This window comes from Hyphomonas oceanitis (assembly GCF_036964545.1).
Classification (GTDB): Bacteria; Pseudomonadota; Alphaproteobacteria; order Caulobacterales; family Hyphomonadaceae; genus Hyphomonas; species Hyphomonas oceanitis.
In genome coordinates this window covers 513,273-537,712 of record NZ_JBALTL010000003.1, presented here as the reverse complement: position 1 = coordinate 537,712, position 24,440 = coordinate 513,273, and the positions used below count along the sequence as shown (strand labels likewise).

The 24,440-nt window shown below is 58.6% G+C and carries 24 protein-coding genes; 8 read left to right on the top strand and 16 right to left on the bottom strand.

Annotated elements, in window-relative coordinates; all coding sequences use genetic code 11:
- A partial coding sequence (locus V7651_RS11845) for a hypothetical protein (RefSeq protein ID WP_335613319.1) occupies positions 1-799 on the top strand: 799 nt, incomplete at its 5' end.
- Positions 800-1,392: 593 nt separating this feature from the next.
- Positions 1,393-2,160 carry a GNAT family N-acetyltransferase gene (locus V7651_RS11840; RefSeq protein WP_335613318.1) on the top strand — a complete coding sequence of 256 codons (768 nt, stop codon included), beginning with the start codon at positions 1,393-1,395 and terminating at the stop codon, positions 2,158-2,160.
- A 339-nt stretch (positions 2,161-2,499) separates the two neighbouring features.
- Here the strand turns inward: V7651_RS11840 and V7651_RS11835 are convergent, their stop codons facing one another.
- The 7 genes from V7651_RS11835 to V7651_RS11805 form a co-directional block, all read right to left on the bottom strand.
- On the bottom strand, positions 2,500-3,780 hold the full coding sequence (locus tag V7651_RS11835; RefSeq protein ID WP_335613317.1) for a helicase RepA family protein: 1,281 nt from the start codon (positions 3,778-3,780) through the stop codon (positions 2,500-2,502).
- Positions 3,777-4,052, bottom strand: a complete 276-nt coding sequence (locus tag V7651_RS11830) for a hypothetical protein (protein ID WP_335613316.1) — start codon at positions 4,050-4,052, stop codon at positions 3,777-3,779. Before V7651_RS11830 ends, V7651_RS11835 begins: the two co-directional genes overlap by 4 nt.
- Positions 4,052-4,252 carry a hypothetical protein gene (locus V7651_RS11825; protein WP_335613315.1) on the bottom strand — a complete coding sequence of 67 codons (201 nt, stop codon included), beginning with the start codon at positions 4,250-4,252 and terminating at the stop codon, positions 4,052-4,054. Before V7651_RS11825 ends, V7651_RS11830 begins: the two co-directional genes overlap by 1 nt.
- Before the next feature lie 94 nt (positions 4,253-4,346).
- On the bottom strand, positions 4,347-4,541 hold the full coding sequence (locus V7651_RS11820; RefSeq protein ID WP_335613314.1) for a helix-turn-helix transcriptional regulator: 195 nt from the start codon (positions 4,539-4,541) through the stop codon (positions 4,347-4,349).
- Between the two features lie 112 nt (positions 4,542-4,653).
- Positions 4,654-6,099, bottom strand: coding sequence for a hypothetical protein (locus tag V7651_RS11815; RefSeq protein ID WP_335613313.1), 1,446 nt, complete (start codon positions 6,097-6,099; stop codon positions 4,654-4,656).
- Between the two features lie 22 nt (positions 6,100-6,121).
- Positions 6,122-7,345, bottom strand: coding sequence for a tyrosine-type recombinase/integrase (locus V7651_RS11810; RefSeq protein ID WP_335613312.1), 1,224 nt, complete (start codon positions 7,343-7,345; stop codon positions 6,122-6,124).
- A 369-nt stretch (positions 7,346-7,714) separates the two neighbouring features.
- The gene (locus V7651_RS11805) at positions 7,715-11,077 is read right to left on the bottom strand and encodes an autotransporter domain-containing protein (protein WP_335613311.1); all 3,363 of its coding nucleotides are present in this window, start codon (positions 11,075-11,077) and stop codon (positions 7,715-7,717) included.
- A 509-nt stretch (positions 11,078-11,586) separates the two neighbouring features.
- On the opposite strand from V7651_RS11805, the gene V7651_RS11800 reads away from it, so the two are divergent.
- Both V7651_RS11800 and V7651_RS11795 read left to right on the top strand, forming a co-directional pair.
- Positions 11,587-11,919 (top strand): hypothetical protein, encoded by a 333-nt coding sequence (locus tag V7651_RS11800; RefSeq protein WP_335613310.1) that lies wholly within the window; start codon positions 11,587-11,589, stop codon positions 11,917-11,919.
- A 397-nt stretch (positions 11,920-12,316) separates the two neighbouring features.
- Positions 12,317-12,838 (top strand): thioesterase family protein, encoded by a 522-nt coding sequence (locus V7651_RS11795; protein ID WP_051624818.1) that lies wholly within the window; start codon positions 12,317-12,319, stop codon positions 12,836-12,838.
- Here V7651_RS11795 and cdd read toward each other — a convergent pair.
- Positions 12,835-13,239, bottom strand: coding sequence for a cytidine deaminase (cdd, locus tag V7651_RS11790; protein WP_335613309.1), 405 nt, complete (start codon positions 13,237-13,239; stop codon positions 12,835-12,837). The two genes, V7651_RS11795 and cdd, sit on opposite strands and share 4 nt — an antisense overlap.
- 139 nt (positions 13,240-13,378) lie before the next feature.
- On the opposite strand from cdd, the gene V7651_RS11785 reads away from it, so the two are divergent.
- The 3 genes from V7651_RS11785 (at position 13,379) to V7651_RS11775 (ending at position 16,018) form a co-directional block, all read left to right on the top strand.
- The gene (locus V7651_RS11785) at positions 13,379-14,305 is read left to right on the top strand and encodes a nucleoside hydrolase (protein WP_335613308.1); all 927 of its coding nucleotides are present in this window, start codon (positions 13,379-13,381) and stop codon (positions 14,303-14,305) included.
- Positions 14,302-15,153, top strand: a complete 852-nt coding sequence (locus V7651_RS11780) for a ribokinase (RefSeq protein ID WP_335613307.1) — start codon at positions 14,302-14,304, stop codon at positions 15,151-15,153. The genes V7651_RS11785 and V7651_RS11780 overlap by 4 nt, the downstream gene beginning before the upstream one ends.
- Before the next feature lie 76 nt (positions 15,154-15,229).
- Entirely contained in the window at positions 15,230-16,018 is a 789-nt protein-coding gene (locus V7651_RS11775; protein ID WP_335613306.1) for a S1/P1 nuclease, read from the top strand.
- A 135-nt stretch (positions 16,019-16,153) separates the two neighbouring features.
- Here V7651_RS11775 and V7651_RS11770 read toward each other — a convergent pair whose 3' ends face one another.
- The 6 genes from V7651_RS11770 to V7651_RS11745 form a co-directional block, all read right to left on the bottom strand.
- Positions 16,154-17,455 (bottom strand): hypothetical protein, encoded by a 1,302-nt coding sequence (locus V7651_RS11770; RefSeq protein ID WP_335613305.1) that lies wholly within the window; start codon positions 17,453-17,455, stop codon positions 16,154-16,156.
- Positions 17,456-17,528: 73 nt separating this feature from the next.
- Positions 17,529-19,031: an RNA polymerase factor sigma-54 gene (rpoN, locus tag V7651_RS11765; protein ID WP_335613304.1), complete on the bottom strand. Its 1,503-nt coding sequence runs from the start codon at positions 19,029-19,031 to the stop codon at positions 17,529-17,531.
- A 22-nt stretch (positions 19,032-19,053) separates the two neighbouring features.
- The gene (lptB, locus tag V7651_RS11760) at positions 19,054-19,788 is read right to left on the bottom strand and encodes an LPS export ABC transporter ATP-binding protein (RefSeq protein ID WP_051614637.1); all 735 of its coding nucleotides are present in this window, start codon (positions 19,786-19,788) and stop codon (positions 19,054-19,056) included.
- A gap of 97 nt (positions 19,789-19,885) precedes the next feature.
- Positions 19,886-20,407: an LptA/OstA family protein gene (locus V7651_RS11755; RefSeq protein ID WP_335590041.1), complete on the bottom strand. Its 522-nt coding sequence runs from the start codon at positions 20,405-20,407 to the stop codon at positions 19,886-19,888.
- A complete protein-coding gene (locus tag V7651_RS11750) occupies positions 20,394-21,068 on the bottom strand; it encodes a hypothetical protein (protein ID WP_035538868.1) in 675 nt (224 codons plus the stop codon). Before V7651_RS11750 ends, V7651_RS11755 begins: the two co-directional genes overlap by 14 nt.
- A gap of 94 nt (positions 21,069-21,162) precedes the next feature.
- Complete coding sequence (locus tag V7651_RS11745) at positions 21,163-21,777, bottom strand: ribonuclease D (protein WP_335613303.1); 615 nt, start codon at positions 21,775-21,777, stop codon at positions 21,163-21,165.
- A gap of 125 nt (positions 21,778-21,902) precedes the next feature.
- Between V7651_RS11745 and V7651_RS11740 the strand changes: the two genes are divergently transcribed.
- Positions 21,903-22,307: a PaaI family thioesterase gene (locus V7651_RS11740; RefSeq protein WP_241766995.1), complete on the top strand. Its 405-nt coding sequence runs from the start codon at positions 21,903-21,905 to the stop codon at positions 22,305-22,307.
- Here the strand turns inward: V7651_RS11740 and V7651_RS11735 are convergent.
- Positions 22,304-23,587, bottom strand: a complete 1,284-nt coding sequence (locus V7651_RS11735; RefSeq protein WP_335613302.1) for an acetyl-CoA hydrolase/transferase family protein — start codon at positions 23,585-23,587, stop codon at positions 22,304-22,306. The two genes, V7651_RS11740 and V7651_RS11735, sit on opposite strands and share 4 nt — an antisense overlap.
- The gene (locus tag V7651_RS11730) at positions 23,584-24,369 is read right to left on the bottom strand and encodes an enoyl-CoA hydratase/isomerase family protein (RefSeq protein ID WP_335613301.1); all 786 of its coding nucleotides are present in this window, start codon (positions 24,367-24,369) and stop codon (positions 23,584-23,586) included. The genes V7651_RS11735 and V7651_RS11730 overlap by 4 nt, the downstream gene beginning before the upstream one ends.
- Positions 24,370-24,440: the final 71 nt, after the last annotated feature.

The window sequence follows — 24,440 nt, the reverse complement described above, 5'->3', positions numbered from 1 at the left end:
CAAAATATCTATATTCCACAACGTGCAAACAGGCTTTTTCAGCAGCCTGCTAGAGCTTAAGGGTGCGGTGAGGTACCGGCACCGCGAGACGCTTGCCGCTCATGCGAAGTTGAAGGCAGAAACTCAGCAGTTGCTCGAAACGGAAAGGAAGAAGACTTCCGATCAGCTTACGGAAGAAACTGAGGCGATAAAGGCACGCACCAAAGACCGCCGAAAGAAAGCCTACCGACGACGTCTTCAGAAATTGCAGTTAGCGGCGGACGACCGCTATGAAGCAGCAAGACTTCGGATCGAACAGTCGCTTCAACAATTCGAAGATTCAACCAACTTCCAACTCTATCGCGAAACCATGCGAACTGTGTTCGCCGAGACAGCCGCCATCAATCGACGTCTACTCGATGAGTTGCTGCAGAGAACGGACTACCGGCGAACGATAGTACTAACTCACGAGCGCTTATTTCGACTTTCTGATACCGGAACGCCACCGCTAATGCATGTATTTGGGCACAGGCACGCTTACAAACATACTAAGTTCAAAGGTACGGAAATAGTGAACGTGGCAGCGTTGGACCACATAATCGGTACGGCTAGTCTAAATGATGGTGACGAAAATCAATTCAGTTTGGCCAATGCGGGTGGGTACTGCGTTTTCACCATTTCTACCGATGCCGTGAGCGTGGAGCGCCGTCAGCTCTTTTATCCGGGACAAGAAATCAATCGCTGGGAAGCCAACTTTAGATGTCGGGGTCTTATCGCTGACACTGAGAACTACGCCTCAGCGGTTAGCCCATACAAGTAGCTCAATGCCAACCAGAGCGGTTTGATGGCCCGTATCCAGCCTTGAGCCGGTTGAAGTTCGTCCAAATATAAGGCCGTGACAGTGACCCGCGCTGCAGACTAATGACGTGTGCGGCGTCCTAAAGTCCGTCTCTGAAGTCGGCCAATCTCCGCTTTGTTCCCGGTCAGCGACCATCAGACAAATCGGGTAAATTGCTAAAGTAGGTTTTGTGGCTCATCACCTCCTTGGCAGGACAGACGATGAGACAGAAGCGAAAGGCCGAAGGTTAGGCTGAACGACACGTCAAAGAATATACATTTTATGGGGTACTCATGAAGGGGGGCAGTCGCGACAGAGACAACCCAGCCGGCCCACAAGATTATGCCGAGCAACTATTTGTCAGCGGCGCAGACTTTTCTGTCGGCAACGAACTGGCATCGACATGGAACCAGATTGCCCGGTCATCGCCTCAACAGGATCCGTTCAGCTGCAGCTCCGACTGGCAACTTTGCTTCCATGAGGCATTCGAGCCCGGCCGGAGTGTTCTTATGTATCAAGCCGACGACAGTCTCATCCATTTCGCAAAATATCGGCTGGGAGGCGTGCGGCCCGTGTTGGCGCCCATCGAGACGATGTGGATGTTCGGCTGTAATGCGCTCGGCCCTCACGCCCTTGACCTACTGGATGACCTGATTCCGAAGCTACCGGCATATTATCCCGAGCAACTCCCCGCATTCATCGTGAGCGGATTGGAACCGGAAGGTTGTCTCTACCGCGACCTTCGGCGCAGATATGACAGCCGATTCAACATCCGTAAGTACCGCTCGAAAATTCTTTGTGCTGCGTCGCTTGAGGGAGGCATCGAAGGCTGGCTTTCGAGACGCAGTAGCAATTTCCGCCGCAACCTGAAACGCGCAGAGCGGCGCGCGCAGGCCGGGGGCACCTGGTTTGAGCGTGCGCAACCCTCATCCGAGATCGACGCAGATCGTTGCTACGACCGGATGCTCGCTGTTGAGGAAAAGAGCTGGAAGGGACCAAGGCGCGAAGGCTTGCTGGCTGTTCGTGCGTTCTACGAGACGCTCCTGCGGGCCTATGCAGAGCGCGGCGCCGCAAGGGTCGTGTTTGCGAAGCAGGCTGATGAAGATGTGGGTTTCTGTTTTGGCGGCGCCAGCCACGGCATCTACCGCGGCCAGCAGACGAGCTACAGCGATGAACTGGCTGGCCTCAGCATCGGTACGCTGATGCATTTCGAGACCGCGAAGTGGCTGGCAGAAGACGGCGCCCGGCTTCAGCACTTCGGGCCCATTCAGCGAATGATGTCCTACAAGCATAGCTTTTGCGAGATTGAGCTGCCGAGTTTGCTCAGCGTTTTTCGGGGGTGAGCCCTGTCAAAACGTGTTGGTGTCGCGGAAGATTTCCCGAACGAAGACAACCCAGTCGGCTTGCCCGAAAAGCCCTGGACAAGTCCTAAGAAACTCTGGCTCACCTCGCGCGGGGTGGAGTCGCATGCGGGAGGCGGGCTAAACGGCCTGCAGTTGCCAGAGCTGAGCGATGAATTGGTTGCCCACGCTTTCAGGATCAAAGTTCGCAGAAAGCTCAGGAACGGGTGCAAGTCTGCATCGGCCTTACAATAATTCTTCAGGGCGTGACAAGCGTGACACCCCTATAGGGGTGTGTCACGTCACGTCACGGTAAACGCCCCGCGTGACAAAGCGCGACTGTCACGTGACGTCACGCTTGTCACGCGTGCAGTTCAGATTGATTGCGAGCCTCATTTTCGGGTCTATGCAACAGTAAACATCATTGTCTGCCTCGATTAGATTCTTATCAATCAGCGCGTCGCGCCCGCGCTTGAATGCTTGCCGTTTGCTGTCGGTGTTGTCGCCCGTGTGCTTGGCGTAGAATGCCACCCGCCACGCCTCCAGATCTATTTTGAAGCCGCCTTCGGGTCCTGATTCGGATTCGGCCCCAGAGATGGCTGCCAGTTCGGAAAATGTCTCTTTCGCCAGCTTCGCGTTGCGGCTCAGCTTCTGGGGTTTGTCGCCCGCCTCTTCGTATGCCTCTGAGATGACCAGCGTTGCGCTCTTGGCACCGTTCGCAAGCGGCACATCCTTCAGCGTAAAAACTAAGTCGCGCGGCGGTTCCGCGTCTTTCATCTTCGTGTTTGAGAGCCTCATGGTTTGCGTACTTTTTGTGAGCCGATACTCAAAATCCAGAGCGCCCTTGAGCGCCATAGAACCCCTGCCGCGCTCCTTGTCGTGATGGCCACTATGGTGGATGATCAGGATAACGCAGCCGTGCAGGTTTGCCCGCAGCTTGTCCATCGCGGCGACAAAGGCGCTCATCTCCTGGGTTGAGTTTTCATCGCCAGGACCGAAGTTGCGGGCCAACGTGTCAACAATGACCATTGCAGGGCTGCCGTGCTGGGCAGCCAATTGCGAAATCGCAAATTCAACAGATTGGGCTGAACTCTTGTCCAGGAATTGAGCCGCGCATTCCGACTTGAATAGCGGCACACCTTCCAGCAACTGGCCGCGTTCAACCGCCCATGCATGAAACCTCCGCACAAGACCATTGTGGCCTTCGCCAGCGATATAGAACACGGCGCCCTTTTTTACGGGTGCTTCATGGAATGAATGGCCGGTGGCGACGCTCAGTGCAAGATCAACGCCCAGGAAGCTCTTGCCGCATCCAGGATCGCCAAAGACCAGGCCAAGCGTGTCACGCTCTATCAAACCCTCAACAAGAAAATCGGGTAGAGAGTATTCCAGGTTAGACACTGCAACGAACCGGAATCCTTTCCCCTTGTCCGGCATCGGTTTCTCGGAAGTTTGCGTGCCGCTGTGAAGCCGGTGACTCCAGCCGCCATCATAGTCTGACGGGGCGTTTGTGCCTTCCACTGCTCTGCTGATATCGTCTGCTGCCTCGCCAATGGCGTTTGACGGTGCGCCAAAGTCACGCGCTACACTCGCAGCCGCAGATTTCCTGTAAGGATCATTCATGCTGCTATTGCCCTCAGGGACAGGGCAAACCGCACGCGTTCTTCCGGTGATGCGCCGACTAGGCCAAGCTCATCGTCATCCACCAGCGCAACCATACGGAGGCTGATAGATTTAAAGGCTGCACGCTGGCGGTGGGTGAAATCGGTATCGTCATAAAGCTCAAACAATAGGCCGATAGGAGGTCCAAGCTGTTCGCGCAGGCAGAAATAGCCGGGGGGATATTTGGTGAAAGGCCAGTCCTTAGCTGACTTGTCATCATCATGGTCGAACATCAGTCTTCCTCCACGTGGAGGCCCGCCAGGCGGGCGTACAGCGTGGCTGTGGACGGCGGGTAAGCACCGCGCCGCTGGATCTCTCGTGCAGCCAGGCTCCGAGCCCAAGGGCGCTGGCGGAAGGCATCTGCCCAGGCAAAGAGGGGAAGAAGATCATTGTCATTGCGCGCACGGTGGCGACGCGTTACTTTCCGTTTCATCGGAAAAATTCTCCTGTGAGGGTGATTAGCTTCGAGAGACCCCGGCAGCGGACTGCAATTCCGCTCCGGGGTCGATTTATGTCTGGGGCCAGCATCAGGCGGCCTCAGAGGTGCTTTTCCGTTGGCGGGTTTCGAGCCAGGCTTCCACGTCGGACCAGCGGTATCTGACCGAACGGCCCAGAGAATACCAGCGAGGGGAATGCGGCTCTCCGAGCATCCTTCTCTTGGCCCAGGTATTGGCACCTGTGCCGGTGCGCCGAGCGAGTTCATTCGTGTCGATGAGTTCCATTAAGAAAGACCTTCCTAAATCGCTGGAACGCTCCAGCAATCGCAAGATGGCGCAATCACGCTCCCCCAATAAGCTTGGGAATTAGCACTTTTTTGGGCTCACCCATTTAAGACTATGAATCTATTGATCTTTTTTTTCCGGGCAAAGCCCATTGCTCCGCAATGGGTTCGGGTAAAAGCAATTGCGCAGCGTGCCAAAGCCTGTTTCGCTCATTCGGTGAGGTTTCAGGCAATAGTCGCTCCAAAATGGCGTCTCTCCGATGTGTTGAGTATCTAGAATTGGCTACTTGAGACTCAAGGTAGGCTACAAGCTCCCAGAGGCGCCGCTTTTCAGGAGTGTCGCGCGGTACCTGGAATGCGAACGAGCGCTCGTTTGGCAGTGCTGCATGAGGCAATTCGGGTATGATCAAACTCCGCAGTTGCAGCGAGTCTATCAATACATGCTGCCAACTTATCGACGTTCGTCCGGAAGTATCCTCAGCAGATATGAATGCTGGATGCCAATTGCTTTTCAGATCCAAGAACTGCCAACTAGCAGCATCAATTTTGCCTTCAAACGAATCATGTGCCCTAACACCGCGTGCCTCAAGCTTGGCGGACTGCAGCATTTTTCGAATCAGGCAGGAAGCCGCCGGGACTCCAACATCATCATCTTCATCATCACTCACGGTCCAAATGGCGATGCGGTCTAGGGTCACGTTAGTCTCAGAATAGCCGTGCGTCGAAAGACTTTGAACGGTTTTATAAACCTGCTCCATTTGCCCATTGAACGCGACAAACATAAGCGCGACACTAATAGGCCAAAACGGCTGATCCAATTTTGCTGAAATCCAATTGTCTCGGTCCTGATCAGGCTCAATCACAAAGAGACGAACCAGTTCCGAGCGCTTGAGTGCTACGTCCGCCTTCAGTTGAGTGCGAAATTGTGCGCTCTTCGTCTCTCTCCAAAGCTCCACAAATCGCGTCCCCTCGTGCTCTGGCCATCGCACTAAGTCCAGCGAGTTGGTACGAAGCGATACGCAGTAACCTGTCGCGTCCCTCGGTTGACTATCGACACGCCTGCGTAGCTCCTCAGCAGCATTCTGATCGCACAGCAAAGTTCCAATATGTTCAGATATAAGCCCCAATGCGTCGCGTATGACCCAAATTCGTCCGATCTCATTCTTGAGACTTTCAGACCACTCGGAGCTCATTTCCGCAGCAGAGCGACCTCCTGAATCCAGGTACCGTCGCGCCGCAGAAAAAATCCGCCGTTCCGTTTGCGCCCGACGCGAATCTGCAGGAATTTGTCGAACGGCATCATGGAATATCATCCCATGCCAATCCAGATTCGTATCTAGCCCCTCATCCCGAGAGGCGAGGTGATCAAATACCCGCAACCAAAATCGTTTCGATTGCTCAGTGCGACCCAGCCTGTGGCTTGGCTTCGACGTGTCGAAGTCGTCGAGGTCTCCTTTGGGCAAACCCGCCAACCAGGCGACAGCAGCGCGCAATGAAATTGCTTCTGCCGCAGGCAAAGCTTCTGGTAGCAGTTCATGCTCAAGTTCCTCTAATGCCATGACCTCAATCCTCTCTTGAACTTCAGGAACGCACTAACGCAGCCTGAATCGCCGCACCAATTCCTTCGGATGCGCGCCGGACCGGATCATCTTCCAAATGAGTGTACCTTGCGGTCGTTGCGCTATTTTTGTGCCCAAGCAGTGAACCAATCACCGGCAGACTAACCCCACCTGACACTGCCATGCTCGCGAAGCTGTGGCGAAGGTCATGGATTCGCACATTCTCCAGCCCGGCATTCTCTCGAATCCGACGCCAGACTTTCGGAGTGCCTTCATAGTATCCATCCGAGCGGGACGCTGGAAACACGAAGTCTGAAGTGTTCTGGCGCGGCACTGTCTGAAGCACTTCAATCGCCGCGCCGTTCAACATGACCAGCTTCTGTCCAGTTTTGGAATCAGCCAGACGCAGGTAGCTGTACTGCCAGTCCACTTCGGGCCAGCGCAGGCTTTCGATCTCGCCCCTGCGCGCGCCCGTAAGGATGAGCAGGCGAATGATGGCGACGGCGTAGGGGTTTTCTCCAGCCGTCTCTGCCGCAACCAGCGCGGTGCCCAGCTTCTGCAATTCGTCGGCACCGAGGAAGCGCTCATTGCGCCGGTCCCGGAAGCGCTTCACGCCGCGAACAGGATTTTCGGAAATCCATCCAGACTCCACTGCGAAGGAGAATATTCCACCGAGCAGACCCACCGTTCGCGTCGCGGCGCCCTTGCCACCCCGCACAATCGCCCTGCCCCGCGCTCCGGTTTTCACATCCACGGCAGTCTTCCCGGCAGCAACATCCTGCAGGAACCGGGAAATATCCGCCCGCTTCACGTCTGGCACGCGCATGCGCCCCAGCAGCGGCTTTATGTGGCGCTCGATGCGCCCTCGGTCCGTTGCCAAAGTCGAAGCCTTCTTGGTGGCCGCGCCATGCTCCAGGTAGCGGTCGCACAGCTGGGAAACCGTCAGCACATTCTTGTCTGCCTGCTTGGCCTGCGCCGGGTCTTCACCATGCGCGACAAGTCCGAGTATCTGGCTCGCGCGCTTTCGCGCCTGTTCCGGGGTCCAGGGCGAGCCATGCGTGCCGATGGTCATGCGCCGCGTGGGCGCGTTGCGACCTGTTCCCAACCTGTATTTACAGACATAGGACTTACGGCCACCGCTGCAGACCTTCAGCCCGAAGCCCTTCAGGTCACCATCCCAGATGAAATAATCACTGTCCCGCTTCGCCGCGCCGTTCACGACTGAATTGGTAAGGCGCTTGGCCATTGGTGGTTACTCCGGGCTTCCAGTAACCACATAGTAACCACCATTCGGGGAATCTGGAAACACCTCCAGAAACCTGCAGGCCATCTTTTCACATAAATTCAGCGTGTTGTCGATTTTCTGGGAACATCAGGAAACGACCAGAAACCTAAATCCCTTGCCCTCCGAAGGCAGAGGTCACAGGTTCAAATCCTGTTGGGTGCACCATTTCTCCCGTTTCAGCCGAGGTCTGCCCCTCGTACCTGCGAAAGTGGATGCGAGGCTCACCATTGCGCGGGTACGATCCCGGCTTGCGCCCCGCCTATTCGCGCGCGGCAAAAAAAAGGCCGGCTGCAGTTTCCCGCAGCCGGCCTTTTTCAGTTTGGGTGTGGCCTACCAGGCGACATTCACGCCGAGCATGAGTTGCTGGGCATCATAGTGCGATGGGTTGTAGCGACCGGTGTATTCGATCTCGAAGTCAACACGGTCCGTGATGTCGCGGCGGGCGCTGGCACCGTAATTATAGGTGTCCAGTCCGCGACCAACCGACCGGGTCTGCCAGATCGCATTGCCCAGAGACACCGCACGTTCGACGGTCGGATCATCACCGAGGTCATGTGCCCAGTTGGTGAACACGGCGAGATCCGTGCCGCGATAGCTGTGAACTACTTCACCGCCGAGTTTGGACTGAACCGTGTTACGCGATTCCGCCATGACATCGAGCTGGGTGTAATCGACATTGCCGTACTCGGTGTAGCCATCCTGATTGAGGCTGGCTGCGCGCAGGCCGCCAATCGCATAAAGGCTGGTCGCACCACGCTGGAGGAGCGCATAGCGCGCCTCGGCCTGAACGTGCATGACCGAGAAGTCTTCCTTCGACTTCGAGGCGGCAACGAGGCCACCCAGCGGTGTCACGCGGTCGGTCTTGGGCGAAGCCTTCGTGTAGCCGACAAGGCCCGAAAGGGTCAGACGCGGTGTCACTGTGCGGCTGCCATAGGCGTAGAGCGATGCCATGTGGTTGGTCGCCCCACTGGCCGTGTCGGTGTAGAGTTCGACCGTGTTATAGCTGGCTGCGACGCCCACACGCATTTCAGATGTATTTATGAAAGTCGCGCCCAGCGTAACGCCATACGTGTCTTCATCGAAGCCCATCGTGTTGCCGTCCGGATCATAGCTGGCGCCGCGCGCGTCGACGCGTGACCAGACACGAACCCCGTTTTCGAGCTGATTGTCGACACCCCCGAGACCAGTGTTCCCTTGCGCGGCGGCGATAATGATATCGTCAGACCCAAACAGGACCGATTCTGTGCTCTCAAGGACATGAGCATGCATGTCGCCCGACAGGGATTCCATCGCCACACCAATCTGAGCAGCCCGCATGGGCATGAGGGAGACAAGCAGGTCGTCAAGATCGCCCGTCGCGGCATTGCCATAGCCCGTGCCATAATCAATGGCCTGAGCTGCAGCAATCGCATTACCCGTTCCATACATATCCGCGACCAGAACTCTCAGGCTTTCTGGAACTACCGCCAGCTGTACAGAGTCCGCATTGTAGATGACCTTGAACCGGGCATTTGCCTGAAGGCCTTCGCTCGGCTGTGTCAGGGCATCAAACTCCCCTGTCACATTGGCCGCCGTCACGATTGTGAACATATCGCCGATGACCGCCTCGAAATCGTTATTGGCGTTGCCCGAAATTCCACGAAGGATCGGATTGACCGAACCTGCCGCCGTGAAGGTCGAATCCGCGCCTGTGAGAACGACCCGGTCATAGCTGCCAGCACCGCCAACGAGTGAGTAATCGCGACCGTCTATTTCTGTAAGGAAGATGGACCCGTCATTCAGCGTGATATCGCCTGACACATAGAGCGTGCCCGGAGAGTTGCCCGGTGTCAGCGTGCCGCCGCTCAACACCCGGACTGAACCGTCGACCACGCCGGAACCATAGAGAGAGGCCGTGTCATAAACGATCAGATCGCTCGTGCCGAATAATCCATTCACGCTCAGGCTGCCGGACTCGACCGTGCTTGTGCCTGTCATCGTGCTATTACCCGTCAGCATCAGCATGCCGTTGCCCAGCTTGCGCAGACCGCCGCTGCCGGACAGGACGCCTGCAAAAAGGCCGTTCTGCGACTGGTTGAACTCGACCGTACCATTGTTCTCGACATTGCCCTGAAGCGAGTTCGTCGAACCGGCCAGCGTACCCTGCTCGACAACAGTGCCGCCGGAATAAGTGTTCATGCCGGTCAGGACGAGACGGCCTGTCCCCAGCATGTTGAGCTGCCCCGTCCCGGAAAGGACACCCGCATAGGTGCCTGCATCCGACTGGTCGAACTCAACCGTTCCGTTATTCTCGACATCGCCCTGAAGCGAGTTCGTCGAACCGGCCAGCGTGCCCTGCTCCAGATAGGTGCCACCGGAATAGGTGTTGGCACCCGTCAGCTCAAGTCGCCCCGTGCCAAGCACATTCAGCGTGCCATCTCCGGCAATCTTGCCATTCCAGGCCACCGAGTTGCTGCCAACATCCATGCGCGCGGATGCGCCATCGACGATGATGTCCTGCGTACCGGTCATGTCACCGGAAACCTGGAGCGATCCCTTTCCGATTGTCAACGTACCCGTACCAAGATTGGCGGCTTGCGATATCTGCAGCGCGCCTTCTGCAATGGTGAAGCCGCCCGTCGTCGTGTTAGTGCCTGACAGGGCCAGAATGCCCGTGCCCTTCTTGATGATATTGCCGACGCCAGAGAATGTGCCGGTCACAACAACGGCATTGCCTTCTGTATCAATCGTGCCGCCTTCTGACTGGACCGTGAAGTCTGCGCCGACTGCGGCATTATCAGCAAACTTCAGTGTGCCGCCTACAAAGTTCGGTTTGACTTGCGATCCATTGAGCTGCGAGGCCTGATAATAGGCGCTGTTCGTATCGATATTGAAAGCACCCGACAGCGACGGGTCGACGGAAGAAGAACCTTGCGGAACGCTGTTCAGGGCTACCGACGAGAAGGCAAGATAGGCGCCCGCGCCGAAATATTCCCCGTTGCCGGTCGCAATAATGGTCACACTGTTGAAGAGGCCGGTATCGTTGATCGCTCCGACGAAGTGTTCCGTACCGCTAATTGATTGCTCGATCCCGCCCAGCAGAAGAGGATCACTGGCCCCAAAACGGAAGTAGACTGCCGAGGCGCCCGTAGAATTCCCGTCAGGATCAACGCCATTCGTGCAGCACGTACCCCAGTCATTCACATATGTTCCCAGGGCGTTCATGTCGTAGGGCGTTACACCATCGGCCTCGAAGAATTTGTATGTATACCCCATGGCCTCAGCATCGGCGAAGGTTGAAGAATAGCTGTTGCTCCAGTTGGTAAAGCCATCGCTACCCGCATCGCCGGTGAAGTTATTGGGCGCCAAATTCCCGAGCCGCACGGTTTCAACGACAATGTCGTCACCACCATTCGTGCTCGAGACCGTGAATTGACCACCCGTCGTGTTGAGGATGTCGAATGTGTAAACATCAGACGTATGAGGTGTTGTCGGGTTCGCTGTGTTGAATGATGCGTCGGCCGCAAGGACCGTATCAATAAACGTCTGCAGCCCTGCTGATGTATCTTCGTTGAAGAAAACGGCGGGCGTTGCGCTGGCGGTGCCCGGCGCCAGAACCGCCAGCACGAGGGTGAAAACGGAGGCGGAACCCAATGCCCGCCCCATCAAATGTTTTCGGCCGCAAGCGCGGCCGGTGTCGTGGTTTAAATCCATCTTGGAACTCCAGTATCACTCAATCCTAAAGCGATCTCCGCAGGCTCTCCCCACGCAACGCTGGCTTGAATAAATAAGGGTCCGAAATGAAGCAGATATTACTTTTTGGCCATATTGCAGCCCGATGTGTTAGCAATTATTGCCATGATTTTAACGGGTTAAAACGATTTGTTCATCATCCCTTCCAGGAGGTTAAATAGGGATGGATTTCGCGTTCTGCTGTGCTTTCAGCAGATAAAGGACACATACAGAAAGTCTTTACAGGGACTGATTGTGCAATTGCATTGACCGATTTAAGAGCACAGTAATATTCCCGCCAGCAGGCAGGATTGGCCCTTAACCTTGAAATCAGAGCATACGAAGCAACTTATCGTTGCTTTCGACTTGACGCACTCGCTGGAATGGGTCGCGCCCATATAGGTAGAAGTGCTTATTCATTCCTATGCCCTCGAGCTGATATCGTTCCATTCTAGATCAATTTTTCTGCGATTGGCGGGTGGTGCATATAAATGGAACTCAATGATCAGCCTGGGGGCGAGGCAAAAGCGGTTTCATACGCCGTGTTCGCAGATGCGCTGGAGCGCGAAATCGTGCCTCTCCGCGCCATGACGTTGACAGCAACCGGTGACCCCGAACTGACCGAACGTATCGTTGCCGGATTCCTCCTGCGCGTGTTGGACCGGGAGATCGCAAGGCCGATGGCGATCGAGCCCGACACGATCGAGATACTCTATCTCGAATACCTCAAGGACGTGCTTGAATCCGACATGGTGAAAGTCGCCATAGCCAACAACGTAACTGTCTTTCTTTCCCTGGATCAACTCCGCGAGGCGATGAGATAGGCGCTCTAAATAAGCCATCGCCACCCACCTCCCCCCACCGCAAAAAAGTACAAATCCCGTGGCCCAAAAAGACGATGATACCCCCCCCACTACGCACGCCTCACACCTCAATGGCGGAGGAAATGGAAAACTTCCCGAAGGCTTGCGGAGCGCTGTTAAGCAAGCATCCGAAACCGACCGCTCCACGCCGCTGTCTGAAAGGCTGATGGATATCATCCGGCGTATCCGGAAAATGCCGTCGGACGACTAAGCCTACCACTCCCAAACCGCCCCTCACGCTTTTTTAGCCAGTCTCTGCCACGCTCGCATTTCGGCCTAGAGATTGCAGTATGCAGGCCGTGAGCGTGTCGTCGGGGGACGACGCGCATGAGGGCAAGTCGTCGGGAGCGTGCGAGCCATGAATCTGTTTTTCCGGTTCCTCCGGATATTTCTGCCTGCCTGGTTTGCGCGCGAGCGGACCCAGCCGCTGGATGTCCACGTCATCAAGTCAGCCGTGTGGATCGGCGACCATGACCCGATGGGGCACATGACGAATTCGCGCTATGCCTCATTCACCGATCTCGGCATGCTGAACTATATCGCCCGCACCGGCTTTCTTAAAGTCTTCCGGAAGAATGGCTGGACCCCGATCATCCAGAGCGAGGCAATCAGCTTCCACCGCATGATGCGCTTCCCGCAGAAATTCGAGCTGCACACACGCCCCGTAGGCTGGGAGGGCAGCTATATCCTGTTCGAACACAAATTCATGTCAAAGGGCCGCACGGTCGCCGAGAGCCGCATGGTCGCGCGCCTTGTCGGCCGCAAGAAACAGCGCGTGACGATCGACATGGTGTTTGAAGGCTATGGCCTGCACATGGACAGTCCGGAAATATCCCCGGCCTTCCGCGCCATGCTGGACGACCTGCAGGTCCGCCCCTAGAGGCGAAAGCCGCCCGGCAACACGTCTTCGACGCTCATGCGTTGGGTTTCGTCGCCTTTTTCAGCCACGCAATAGATATCCGTGCCATCGACAGCGAGTTCCGCGATCCGCTGGCGGCAGCCGCCACAAGGCGTGATCAGCGTGTCGCCACTGCCAACAATGACGATCACCCGGCACTCCCTTCCGCCTGACGCCACCATTGAGCCCAGCGCCACCGCCTCCGCGCAGGTGCCGAGCGGATAGGCCCCATTCTCCATGTTGCAGCCGACAGACACATTGCCATGCTCGTCCAGCACGGCCGCGCCGACATGGAAACTGGAATAAGGCGCATGGGCATTGAGGCGGACGGCGCGCGCAGCCTCAACCAGTCTTTCAAGTGTACCTTCAGGAAGATTGGTCACGAAAATCCCCATGCTTTCCAAGGGTTGAATGCAGCTTGCCGCCTGATCTCACTTGCCGGGGCGGGTCCGTTGGTTAGCATGGGCCACCACAAGCCTACAAGGGAAGGAAAACCCGTTTGGAAACGCTGGCGATACACGCATGACGGCCCGCCCGATCATCATAGACTGCGATCCGGGCGTCGACGACGCCGTAATGCTGATGATGGCGCTGGCCAGCCCAGCGCTGGACGTACGCGCGATCACGACCGTTGCCGGCAATGTGCCGCTCAGGCTGACCAGCCGGAATGCCCGCATGATGTGCCAGATCATGGACCGGCCGGACGTGCCCGTCTTTGCCGGCTGCCCGCGCCCGATATTGCGCGAGCCAGTCACCGCCGAACATTTCCATGGCGACAGTGGCATTGCCGGGCTGGAACCATTCGAACCTGATAAACCGCTCGCGGCAGGCCACGCCGTCACCCACCTGATCGACACGTTGCGTAGCGCGGCGTCTGGCGAATACACCATCGTCGTCACCGGCCCGTTGACCAATGTGGCAACTGCCATCGTCATGGCCCCCGATATTGCCCGGGGCATCGACCAGTTCGTCATCATGGGCGGCGCTGACAGTGAAGGTGGCAACATCACGCCGACCGCAGAGTTCAACATTTTCGCTGACCCCCATGCCGCCGGCGTCGTGTTCGACAGCGCCATTCCGACGACACTGCTCAGCCTCGACGTGACGCATCAGGTTCGCGCCGAACCCGAGCGCCTTGAGCAGCTTCGCAAGTTGCCCGGCGCGCGGCCAGCCATCATGGTGAAGCTGCTGGAAGCCGCCAATGTGCTCGAAGCGCGCTGGAAGGAAGGCCGCATGACGCCCATGCATGACCCGTCGACGATCGCCTACCTGCTCGCCCCACACTTGTTCGAAAGCCGCAAGGCGACTGTCAGCGTCGACACCGCTGAAGGCGCCCATTTCGGCCAGACGCGCCTCTCGGCAGAGGCAGATGGCCCGCATACATGGGTCACAAAGGCCGATGCAGACGGCTTCTTCGCCCTCGTTGAGGGGCTGATGACACCGTCATGATCACCGTCACGGGCTCCATCAATCTCGATATCGTCGCCACGGGCCCCACCCTGCCCCGCCCCGGCGAAACGGTGACCAATGCCCGCCTCGCCCGCCATCCCGGCGGCAAGGGCGCAAACCAGGCGCTCGCCGCCAAACGCCTCGGCGCGGACGTCCGCCTGATCGGAGCAGTCGGCGCTGACGACATGGCCGAGGAAGCGCTGAAACTACTACAGGCAGGCGGCGTGGACCTTTCCGGCGTGCAGCATATCAATGGCGAGACGACGGGTGTCGCCCTGATCGCCGTCTCGGCCGATGGCGAAAACCTGATCGTGGTCTGTCCCGGTGCAAACCGGGCCCTGCGCCCAGCGGACGTGGAAGACGCGGACATCACCCACATGATAGGCGTTCTCGAAATCCCGGCCGACACACTGCTCGCCGCCGCCAGTCGCGCCACCGGCTTTGTCAGCCTGAACCTTGCCCCCGCCATGACCGTTCCTGACGCCCTCCTCGCCCGCGCCAGCCTGCTCTGCGTCAACGAGACCGAGGCCGCCTTCTATGGCGACGCGCTGCACGCATCAGGCGCGCTGGTCGCCATTTCGCTCGGCGGCGAAGGTGCGGCGCTCTATCGGTATGGCAAGGAGATCGCCCTGGAGACTTCTCCCAAAGTGCAGGTTGTCGACACAGTCGGCGCCGGTGACACATTTACAGCGGCCCTGACCGTCGCCCTGATCGAAGGCATGACGGAAGCGGCCGCCCTGCGCTTTGCCGTTAGTGCCGGCGCGCTCGCCTGCACGAGGGCTGGCGCTCAGCCCAGCCTGCCCAAGCGCGCAGAGGTCGACGCGCTCGTTGCGAAAACATGGCCCTGAGGCGACAGGCTGCATTGACCCGGCAGCGCAAATCCTTTTGAGGTCAGGCCAGCACCAAAGCCTTGGAGACCACCCGATGAAACGCCTGATCGTGACCTGCCTCATGGCCCTCGCCACCGTCATGCCGGCCCATGCCTGGGGCAAGACCGGCCACAGAGTGGTCGGCGCCGTCGCGCAGACCTATCTCAGCCAGTCGGCCGATACGGGCGTCAAGGATATCCTCGGCCCTGAAGGCATCGCAGAGGCCGCCGACTGGCCGGATCATATGCGCTCAAACCCCGAGCCTTTCTGGCGCTCCGAAGCCAATCCCTGGCACTATGTGACTATTCCCGTCGGCCAGACTTATGCCGACGTTACCCCGCCGCCGGAAGGCGACGCAATCACTGCGCTTGCGCATTACCGCGCCATTGCGATTGACCCTTCTGCGCCGCTGGAAGAGCGCCAGCGCGCCCTGCGCTTCATCATTCACATTGTCGGCGACCTGCACCAGCCGCTGCATGTCGGCAATGGCACGGACCGCGGCGGCAACCAGTTCGTCTGCACCTTCTTTGATGAAATGAGCAACCTGCACGAAGTCTGGGACGAGCTGCTGATCAATTACCAGGAACTCTCCTACACCGAATGGACGGAATGGCTCGTGCAGAAGATCACGGCGAACCAGCTCGCCGAATGGGCCAAGGCCAGCCCTGCTGACTGGGCCGATGAAAGCGCCGCCATCCGCGACACGATCTACCCGGACACGCAGATCCTGTCCTATGATTACGCCTACCAGACGCGCGACATTATCCGCCAGCAGCTGTCAAAAGGCGGCGTGCGCCTTGCGGCCTATCTGAATGAGATGTTCGAAACAGCGGGCGCTGAGTGAATTGGATCAAATGGGAATGTCGTTATTCCATTAACGAGCTACATTCCAGACGAACCCATCACGATCCAGAAGGATGTAGGGTTGCTGACTGGTCACCATTGAGTTCGGAACACCATCGACTGGTACATCCTTGCTCTAATGGTCTGGCCCCAGCAAAAAGCCCTCACGATCAATAATGTTGGGGGGGTCTTGGGCAAAATATGTGCTTCTAGGAACTCCCTCGACGGGAATATCTCCAACCATCAAAACATGACGCTTGGATAAGCCCTCGGGATCGAAGGGCGCATCATACTGCCTCTCGGTGCCTCTGAGCCAAGGAGAAGTCCTCTGCAATGAATCAATCGGATTGAGGCTCGATGAGCACGCACCAAACCCCAGATACTCCGGGTAGAGCAAAACCTTTTGATAATAAGTGTCTTGAGCCATTTCCACGGCAGGCATTGCAAGTGACCGTGTCTGAAAAGGATACACATCTCGATATGCAAACCCCTTTGCATTGTCTGCCGTCTCTCCCATCGGGATAATGTAACCACCTCCGGACCGACGCAGTGTTCCGGAGTATTGCTTCCCTCCGGATACGTAATCACGATAGGAGTGCCCGTCTTGAAGCGGCTCATCGCGTGAAAACAGCTTTGTCGTTTCATCTAAAGCGATTTTTGCGGACTCGGTCGTAAACCAATACCTGCCAATATCGTCCGTCGACTTGGCGAAAATCGCATCAGCAACGTCTTTGTGTATTTTGACGCGAAAAACTGAAGTACATTGAGGCGAAACAATACCCAGTCCACCCTCGTGAGCAGCCTTTGCCCGAGATCTCATTTCTTCGTTTGTATAACTATATCCCCACGGCCCTGGCAGCACGCCAATCTGCTCGTAGGACGCTTCCGCCTCTGCCCGCCATTTCTCCCAGTCACTTTTATCCGTGACTGATACGCTTGCGCTCACAAACTTCATTTTTGCGAGCGGACTTTCGTAGGCATCATCCGTCTTGTAACCCCATCCCCTGCTCAGGTCGTCGATGTCGTCAAACCAGATAGCAAGCGGCCGCAGATCGTCAGGTATGCGGCTCTTTCCAGCCCGCGGCCCAAACTCGACTTTGCCCCACTTCCAGTTGTCGCACATATCGATGGTAACGAGCCCAAGCGCCTGACCTTCGCCGACCGGTTGGAACATGATGATGGGATGATGCGTGTAAAAGACAGATGGTGTGGTGTAGGAATAATTCTGCACGACCCCACCACAAGCCGCGACATAATCGAACTGAACGGTTTCGTCCGTCTCCTTCAAGATGAAGTCTGCCTTCATCCGATAGAAGAACGATGGCGGGCGGGGCGCGTGCGATGATGCACTTCCCGAGCGCGAAGGTCCCTCCTGCTCACCAGAGCAGGACGACAGAGTAAGGGCGAACAGCAAGGCGCCAAGTATTCTGGATGACATCGAAGGACCTACTTCTGGTTTGCCGCTGTGATCCTGCCTTGGATTGCCTTCATGCAAAATCAGAAGACTGACCTCAGGCGCTGGCGCGATTGATGCGGCGGCGCTGGACGCTCGATGGAATGTGCAGGCTCTCGCGATATTTCGCCACCGTGCGGCGGGCGATCTCGATGCCGTAGCCGGTCAGGATCTCGACGATCTGGTCGTCCGAGAGCACATCATCCTCGGTCTCGCCATCAATCAGCGCCTTGATCCGGTAACGCACGGCTTCGGCTGAATGGGCCTCGCCGCCACCGGTCGACGGAATGGCCGCCGAGAAGAAATACTTGAGTTCGAACAGGCCGCGTGGGGTCGCCATGTATTTGTTCGACGTCACACGGCTGACCGTGGATTCGTGCATCTCGATCACGTCGGCCACCTGTTTCAGGTTCAGCGGACGAAGATGCGCCACGCCGTGCGCGAAGAAGGCGTCCTGCTGGCGCACGATCTCGCTCGCCACTTTCAGGATGGTGCGGGCGCGCTGGTCGAGCGACTTGATCAGCCATGTCGCGTTCGCCGCGCATTCGGAGATGAACTCCTTCTCCTGATCGCGCATCGGCAGCACGCTCACTTCGGCATAATAGGCCTTGTCCATCAACACACGCGGCAGGGTCTCTGAATTGAGTTCCACGCCAAAACTGCCATTCGGCAGCTCACGCACAAACACGTCTGGTGCAACCGCAATGGTCGTGTCGCTGGAAAAGCCACTGCCGGGCTTGGGCGAGAGCTGACGCAGCTCGCCCAGCATGTCCATGAGGTCGGCCTTGTCGACGCCGCACACATCGGCGAGCGCCTTCAGGTCGTGCTTCGCCACCATGTCGAGATTGGCGAGCATGGCTTCCATGGCCGGGTCGAAGCGGCCGCGCTCCTTCAGCTGCAGGGTCAGGCATTCGGGAATTGAGCGCGCCATCACTCCGGTCGGCTCAAAGCCCTGACAGACAGCGAGCACGGCGGCCACGTTGGCTTCATCCGCACCGAGAGCCTTGGCGACATCCTCGAGAGGCGCGCGCAGGTAGCCGGCTTCATCGGTCTCATCGATCAGGCGGGCACCGATCAGGCGGTCTGCCGCCGAGAGACCGGCAATGTTCAACTGGTTGTGCAGGTGCTCCTGCAGGGTAAGATCGGTCGTGAGGTTCGCCGCGAAGTCATATTCCTCGCTGTTGAAGCTGCCGCCGGATGTGGCGCTCGACCAGTCCGTCTGGGCCGACGGGCCAGAGCCCTCGACCGGCATCGCCGCATCCGAGCCCGTGCCCGGTTCGAACACATCCTCGCCAGGCGCATCGAGCTGCTCGCGTGCAGCGCCGAGGCCGGAATTGTCATCAAGGGAAAGCTGCTCACGGCGCGCCGGCGCATCGCCCTGCTCGCCGCCACCATCCTCGGCATTCTCCTCGGCCTTGTTCAGCAAGGGATTGCGCTCGATCTCGTTTTCCACGAACTCGGCGAGCTCCTGGTTGGAGAGTTGCAAAAGCTTGATCGCCTGCTGCAGCTGCGGCGTCATTACCAGGGACTGGCCCTGGCGCATGTCGAGTGACTGTTTCATTCCGTAGCCCGCGCCTTATCGATCAAGCGGCGAACTGTTCACCCAGATAGACCCGGCGCACATCCTCGTTCTTCAGCACATCGCCTGGTGTGCCATCGAAGAGAACGTCGCCATCATACATGACATAGGCCCGGTCCACGATCTGCAGCGTCTCGCGCACCTGGTGGTCCGTAATCAGGACGCCCAGGCCACGCTGCTTCAGGTAGCGGACAAGTTCGGAAATGTCGGAAATGGCGAGCGGGTCAATACCGGTGAACGGTTCGTCCAGTAGCATGAAGCTCGGACGGGATGCCAGTGCACGTGCAATCTCGACCCGGCGACGTTCACCCCCCGAAAGGGATGTGGCCGCCTGGCCGCGAAGATGTTCCACATGCAGCTCGCTCAGCAGGCTGTCGACCTGTGCCATGCGTGCAGACCGGTCTTTCTCGACCAGTTCCGCCACGGCCATGACATTCTCTTCCACTGTCATTCCCCGGAAAATGGATGCTTCCTGGGGAAGATAGCCCACGCCAAGGCGTGCGCGCTGGTACATGGGCAGGCGCGTCACGTCTTCCCCATCGATCGAAATCGATCCGGAATCCGCGCCGATCAGGCCCATGATCATGTAAAAGCAGGTCGTCTTGCCGGCCCCGTTGGGTCCAAGCAGGCCAACAACCTCCCCGCGCTGCAGGGAAAGAGACACATCGCGCACCACCTGTCGTTTGCCAAAGGATTTGGCAATATTCTTAACGACAAGGCCTTCGGCCGCTTCAGTCATCTCGTGAATTCGTCCCTGTTCACGGGCAGTATCGTCGCCCCGGAAATTGCATAGCCTGACATACTTAAGATCGGCTTCACGCCATTGCTCGAATTTTTCAGTTCCCGGCTGTTTTCTGGTCCGGTTCGATCACCATGCGCGTCCGTCCGGCACCGCCATCAAGGGTCGTACGGCGCCTGCCGACTTCCATTTTCAGGGTCTGGCCCTCGGCCACGTCGCGATCGCGCATCAAGGCCACATGCCCCGTCATTGTTATCGTATCGACGGCTGCATCATAAACGCCGCGGTCGCCCTTGGCCTTCAGTTCAGGCGTCACATAGAACACGTTTCCCTCGGCAACCATGGTCTCGATCGAACCAAAGCCGGAGCCGACGCCGGAGGACTCACCGCCTTCGGCCTTGCCACTGAATATGATCGTCACCGTGTCAGCGCGCAGCCGGGCCGTGCCTTGCTGAATGTCGACATTGCCGATCAGCAGCACCTTGCGCTCGCGCTCAAGGCTCTCGGTCCGCTCGGAATCGATATAGATTGGCCCACCTTCCGACGAAATCTGTGCCATGGCCGGGGCGGCCAGAGAGGAGAGCGCCAGCGCTGCCCCGAAGAGTTTAAGGATTGCCATCTGCACCACCTTCATCACTGGCCGCCACATTGGGCTCGGCCGGATAGATCACTGTTTTTACGTTACCTTGAAAGACAACGCGGTTACCACCGTCAAGAATTTCATACGAGTCCGAGCGGATATCGCCAAGCGGTCCCTTGCCCTGTAGCGGCGAAAGACCTTCGACCCAATCCTGCCCGACATGCACGCGCGCGGCGGCTGTATGGAAGGAATAGCCCGACGCATCGGTGATTTTCACATCATCATAAAGCTCAAGTATGCCAGCGTCGCGGTCATACATGCCCGATGGCGCGCGCACTTCGCTACCGGCTGCATCGCGCAGGATGGGCGCGACAAGGTCAACAACATTGGCCGTCAGTTCCTTGCGGCGCGCCGCATCCGCCGTGATCGTGAAGCTCTCTCCCGCAGAATCACGCCCCGTGAACCGCGGATTAAGCATGGTGACGACCTCGTCACCGGAAATCTGAACCGGCACGGCATCACGCGTCAGGGCACTCTTGATGATGAAGCCCAGGAAAAGCCCCATAGAGACCGCCGCGCAGGCCATGAACAGGATACGCAGGCCGCGCACACGGTCCGACCGCTTGCGGGCATCGGCCAGCGTCAATTGCCGGCGGGGCACCCAGAGGGATGCCGGGTCGTGATGCTTGACTGCGTCCATGAAAGCGAGCGCCTGCGGCCTGTTACTGACTATTACAGGTCGTGTTTACCTTTGATAGGGCCGAAACAAAAGCGCGCACAACATGACGCTTGCTTCAGGAATGGGCGAAAATGTCCTGTTCGCCCCATCCGGCCAGATCGAGTGCAGCGCGGGTCGGCAGGAAGTTGAAACAGGACTGCGCCAGTTCCAGCCGCCCTTCGCGGATCAGCATCGCCTCAAGACCTTCCTTGATGGCATGCAAGTGCAGCACGTCGGAAGCCGCATACTGAAGCTGCGCATCGCTCAGCTCCTTCGCGCCCCAATCGGAGCTTTGCTGGGCCTTGGAGAGGTCGACACCTGCAATTTCGCGGGCGACATCCTTCAGGCCATGCCTGTCGGTATAGGTCCGCGCCAGTTTGGAGGCGATCTTGGTGCACCAGATCGGCGCGCAATCAACGCCGAGCCAGCGCTTGATCATACCCACATCGAACCGGGCAAAATGGAACAGCTTGATAACCTTGGGGTCGGCCAGCAGCGCCTTCAGGTTCGGGCAATTATAATCCCGACCGAGCTGGACCAGGTGCGCAGTCCCGTCGCCGGACGACAATTGCACCAGTGTCAGGTGATCGCGCAGCGGGTTGAGGCCCATGGCTTCGGTATCGATGGCAACAATCGCGCCGAAATCGATATTTTTGGGCAGATCGCCCTTATGCAGTTGGATTCCGTTCATGCGCAGCGCTTTAGCATGGCTTCGGTTAAGGGCAAATGATCGGTTCAGGCGGTTTCCGGAACCCGGTTCCGATTTGACGCCGCACCAATGCCGGGGCTAGCTTTCAGGCACACCAGAGGGAGCAGATGATGACCAGAGACCCAATGCAGGCCATCGTTGCCTCCATGCCTTTCGCGGGCCAGATCGGCCTGCGCGTCATCGAAGCCACGAAGCATCAGGTTATTGGCGAGGTCACTGTCCAGGCTGACAAGTGCACCTCCGGCAATATTGCCCATGGCGGCTTTCTGATGACCCTGGCAGATTGCGTCGGGGCTGTCGCAGCCTTTCTGAACCTGCCCGATGACGCGAGAGGCACGACCACGACCGAGAGCAAGACCAACCTGATCGCTGCGGCGCCCGTCGGCACAGTCCTGCGCGCCACAGCCCTGCCGATCAGCGTCGGCCGCCGCCTGCAAGTCTGGCAAACACGCGTCGAAACGCCTGAGGGCAAACTGATCAGCCTGACCACGCAGACCCAGCTGAACCTCTAGAGCCCCGCCCGCACCTCGGCCCAGGCATCCGCCAGCGCCTCCCGGTGTGCCGGATCAGCAATCGAGATCAGCATTTCGGCCCGTGCATCAAGGCTGGCGCCGCGCAAGTTCACCGCGCCCTGCTCCGTCACGACCCATGCAATATCAGAGCGCGGTACGCTGACCGCCTCTGGCCCCAGCCGCGCCACGATCCGGCTGACCTGCCCCTTCGCCGCCGTCGACGGCAGAGCGACAATCGGCATACCGCCTTCAGAGGCGGCTGCACCGCGCAGGAAATTGGCGAGGCCCCCGATGCCGGACACCTGCTGCCCCTTCATGAATTCCGCATTGGCCTGCCCGAACAGGTCCACCTCCAGAACCGAATTGATCGCCGTAAAGCGCGGGATCTTCGCCAGCCCCTCAATGCCATGCGTGACATCGACACCGCGAAAGCGGAACCGCTTGTCGCGCGCCACCCGCTCATAGAGCGCCTCGGTGCCCATCGCGACACCAGTGAGGATTGCGCCGGGCGCATCGACCACGCGACCTGCATCGATCAGGCCCAGCACGGGGTCGGTCACGAGGCCGGAATGGATCGTCAGGTTCGCTGGTCCGCCTGCGTCAGCCAGCGCCTTCAGCACCGCCTGCTGCACATTGCCGATCCCGAACTGGAGGCACGCCGCCTCCCCGCCAACAAGATCCGCAATCCATTCCCCGATGCGCGCAAACACCGGCGGCAAGGCCGATTCCGTCAGCTCCACCAGCGGCGTCTCATCGCGGGCCACCACGTCGAAGCGCGAAAGCGGCACCCGCAACGTGTCGCGCGGCGCCGGCATGCACGGATTGACCACGGCCATCACCGGAATATCCGGACGCGCAAGGATCGCGCCTGAGAAATCCGCCGACAGGCCAAGGCTGACAGTTCCGTCGGCTTCCGGCGGCGAGATCATGATGACAGCCATGTCAATCGACCCGGTCTGCATCTCACGGTAGCTTTCGGTATAATGCATGGGACGCAGAAGGATTTTCCCCGCCGCGAATCCGTCCCGCATGGCGCCATACATGAAGGGCATTTCCGCGCGGGCGGTCGCATGCAGGTGCGTCCAGTCGAGATGATTGAGGCCTGGCACGGGTACGCCGACAAAGGTGAGGTCCCGCGCCAGTTCAGCCTCGGCGCTGAGCGCATTATATAGCCCGACAGGCTCGCCGCTGCATCCGGCAAGGTAGAGCCGCGCAGGCCCCGGCTTCAGTGCCCGCAGCGCGGCAAAGCCCTCGGCAAGACTGTCAGCGCGATGCATCATTTGAATGTGAAATTGGCGGGGCGCTTTTCGAGGAAGGAAGAATAGCCCTCCACGAAATCCTCGCTCGCAAACCCGTCGGCGAACAGGCCTGTCGCTTCAGACGAGGTGTCGTCCCACCCGGCCTCGATACCCGCGACCATCCGCTTTATCGCCCGTGTCGACCATTGCGACGTCGCGGCCACCGCATCGCCAAGGGCGCGGGCTCCGGCGAGCGCCTCGCCTCTCGCAACTACACGGCTCAGCAGGCCCATCTCCTGGGCCTCGACCGCATCGAAAATGCGCGCCGTAAACAGGATATCCTTCGCCCGTGCGGCGCCAATCGCGGCGACCAGCCGTCTTGTGTCGCCCGCCGGATAGACAATGCCCAGCTTGGCCGGTGTGATGCCAAACCGTGCGTCTTCGCTCGCGACCCGCAGGTCCGCCGCCATGGCAAGGCTCATGCCCCCGCCGACGCAGGCACCGTCGATAGCCGCAATCACCGGCTTTGCGCAGGCCTCCACGGCGTTCAGTGCCGCCGCGATCACCGCGCCGGACTGGGCTGCCGCCTCGGGCGTTGCATAGATTGTGGAGAATTCCGAAATATCCGCGCCCGCCGCAAAGGCCCCTGCGTCACCGCCATGGATGATCACGACCTTCACCGTGTCAGCCGCCATCACCCGTTCGATCAGTTCCGGAATCGCTGCCCACATGTCGACCGACAGGGCGTTACGTTTTTCCGGCTTGTTGAGAATGATCTCGCCGAAAGGCGCATTGATCTCGAGGCGTATGGATGGCTGGCTCAAACGGGCCGCTCCCTGGTCGGCGCGCCGCACTGGCGCTATCAGCCTCCCGTCATGGCAAGAAGCCCGCAACC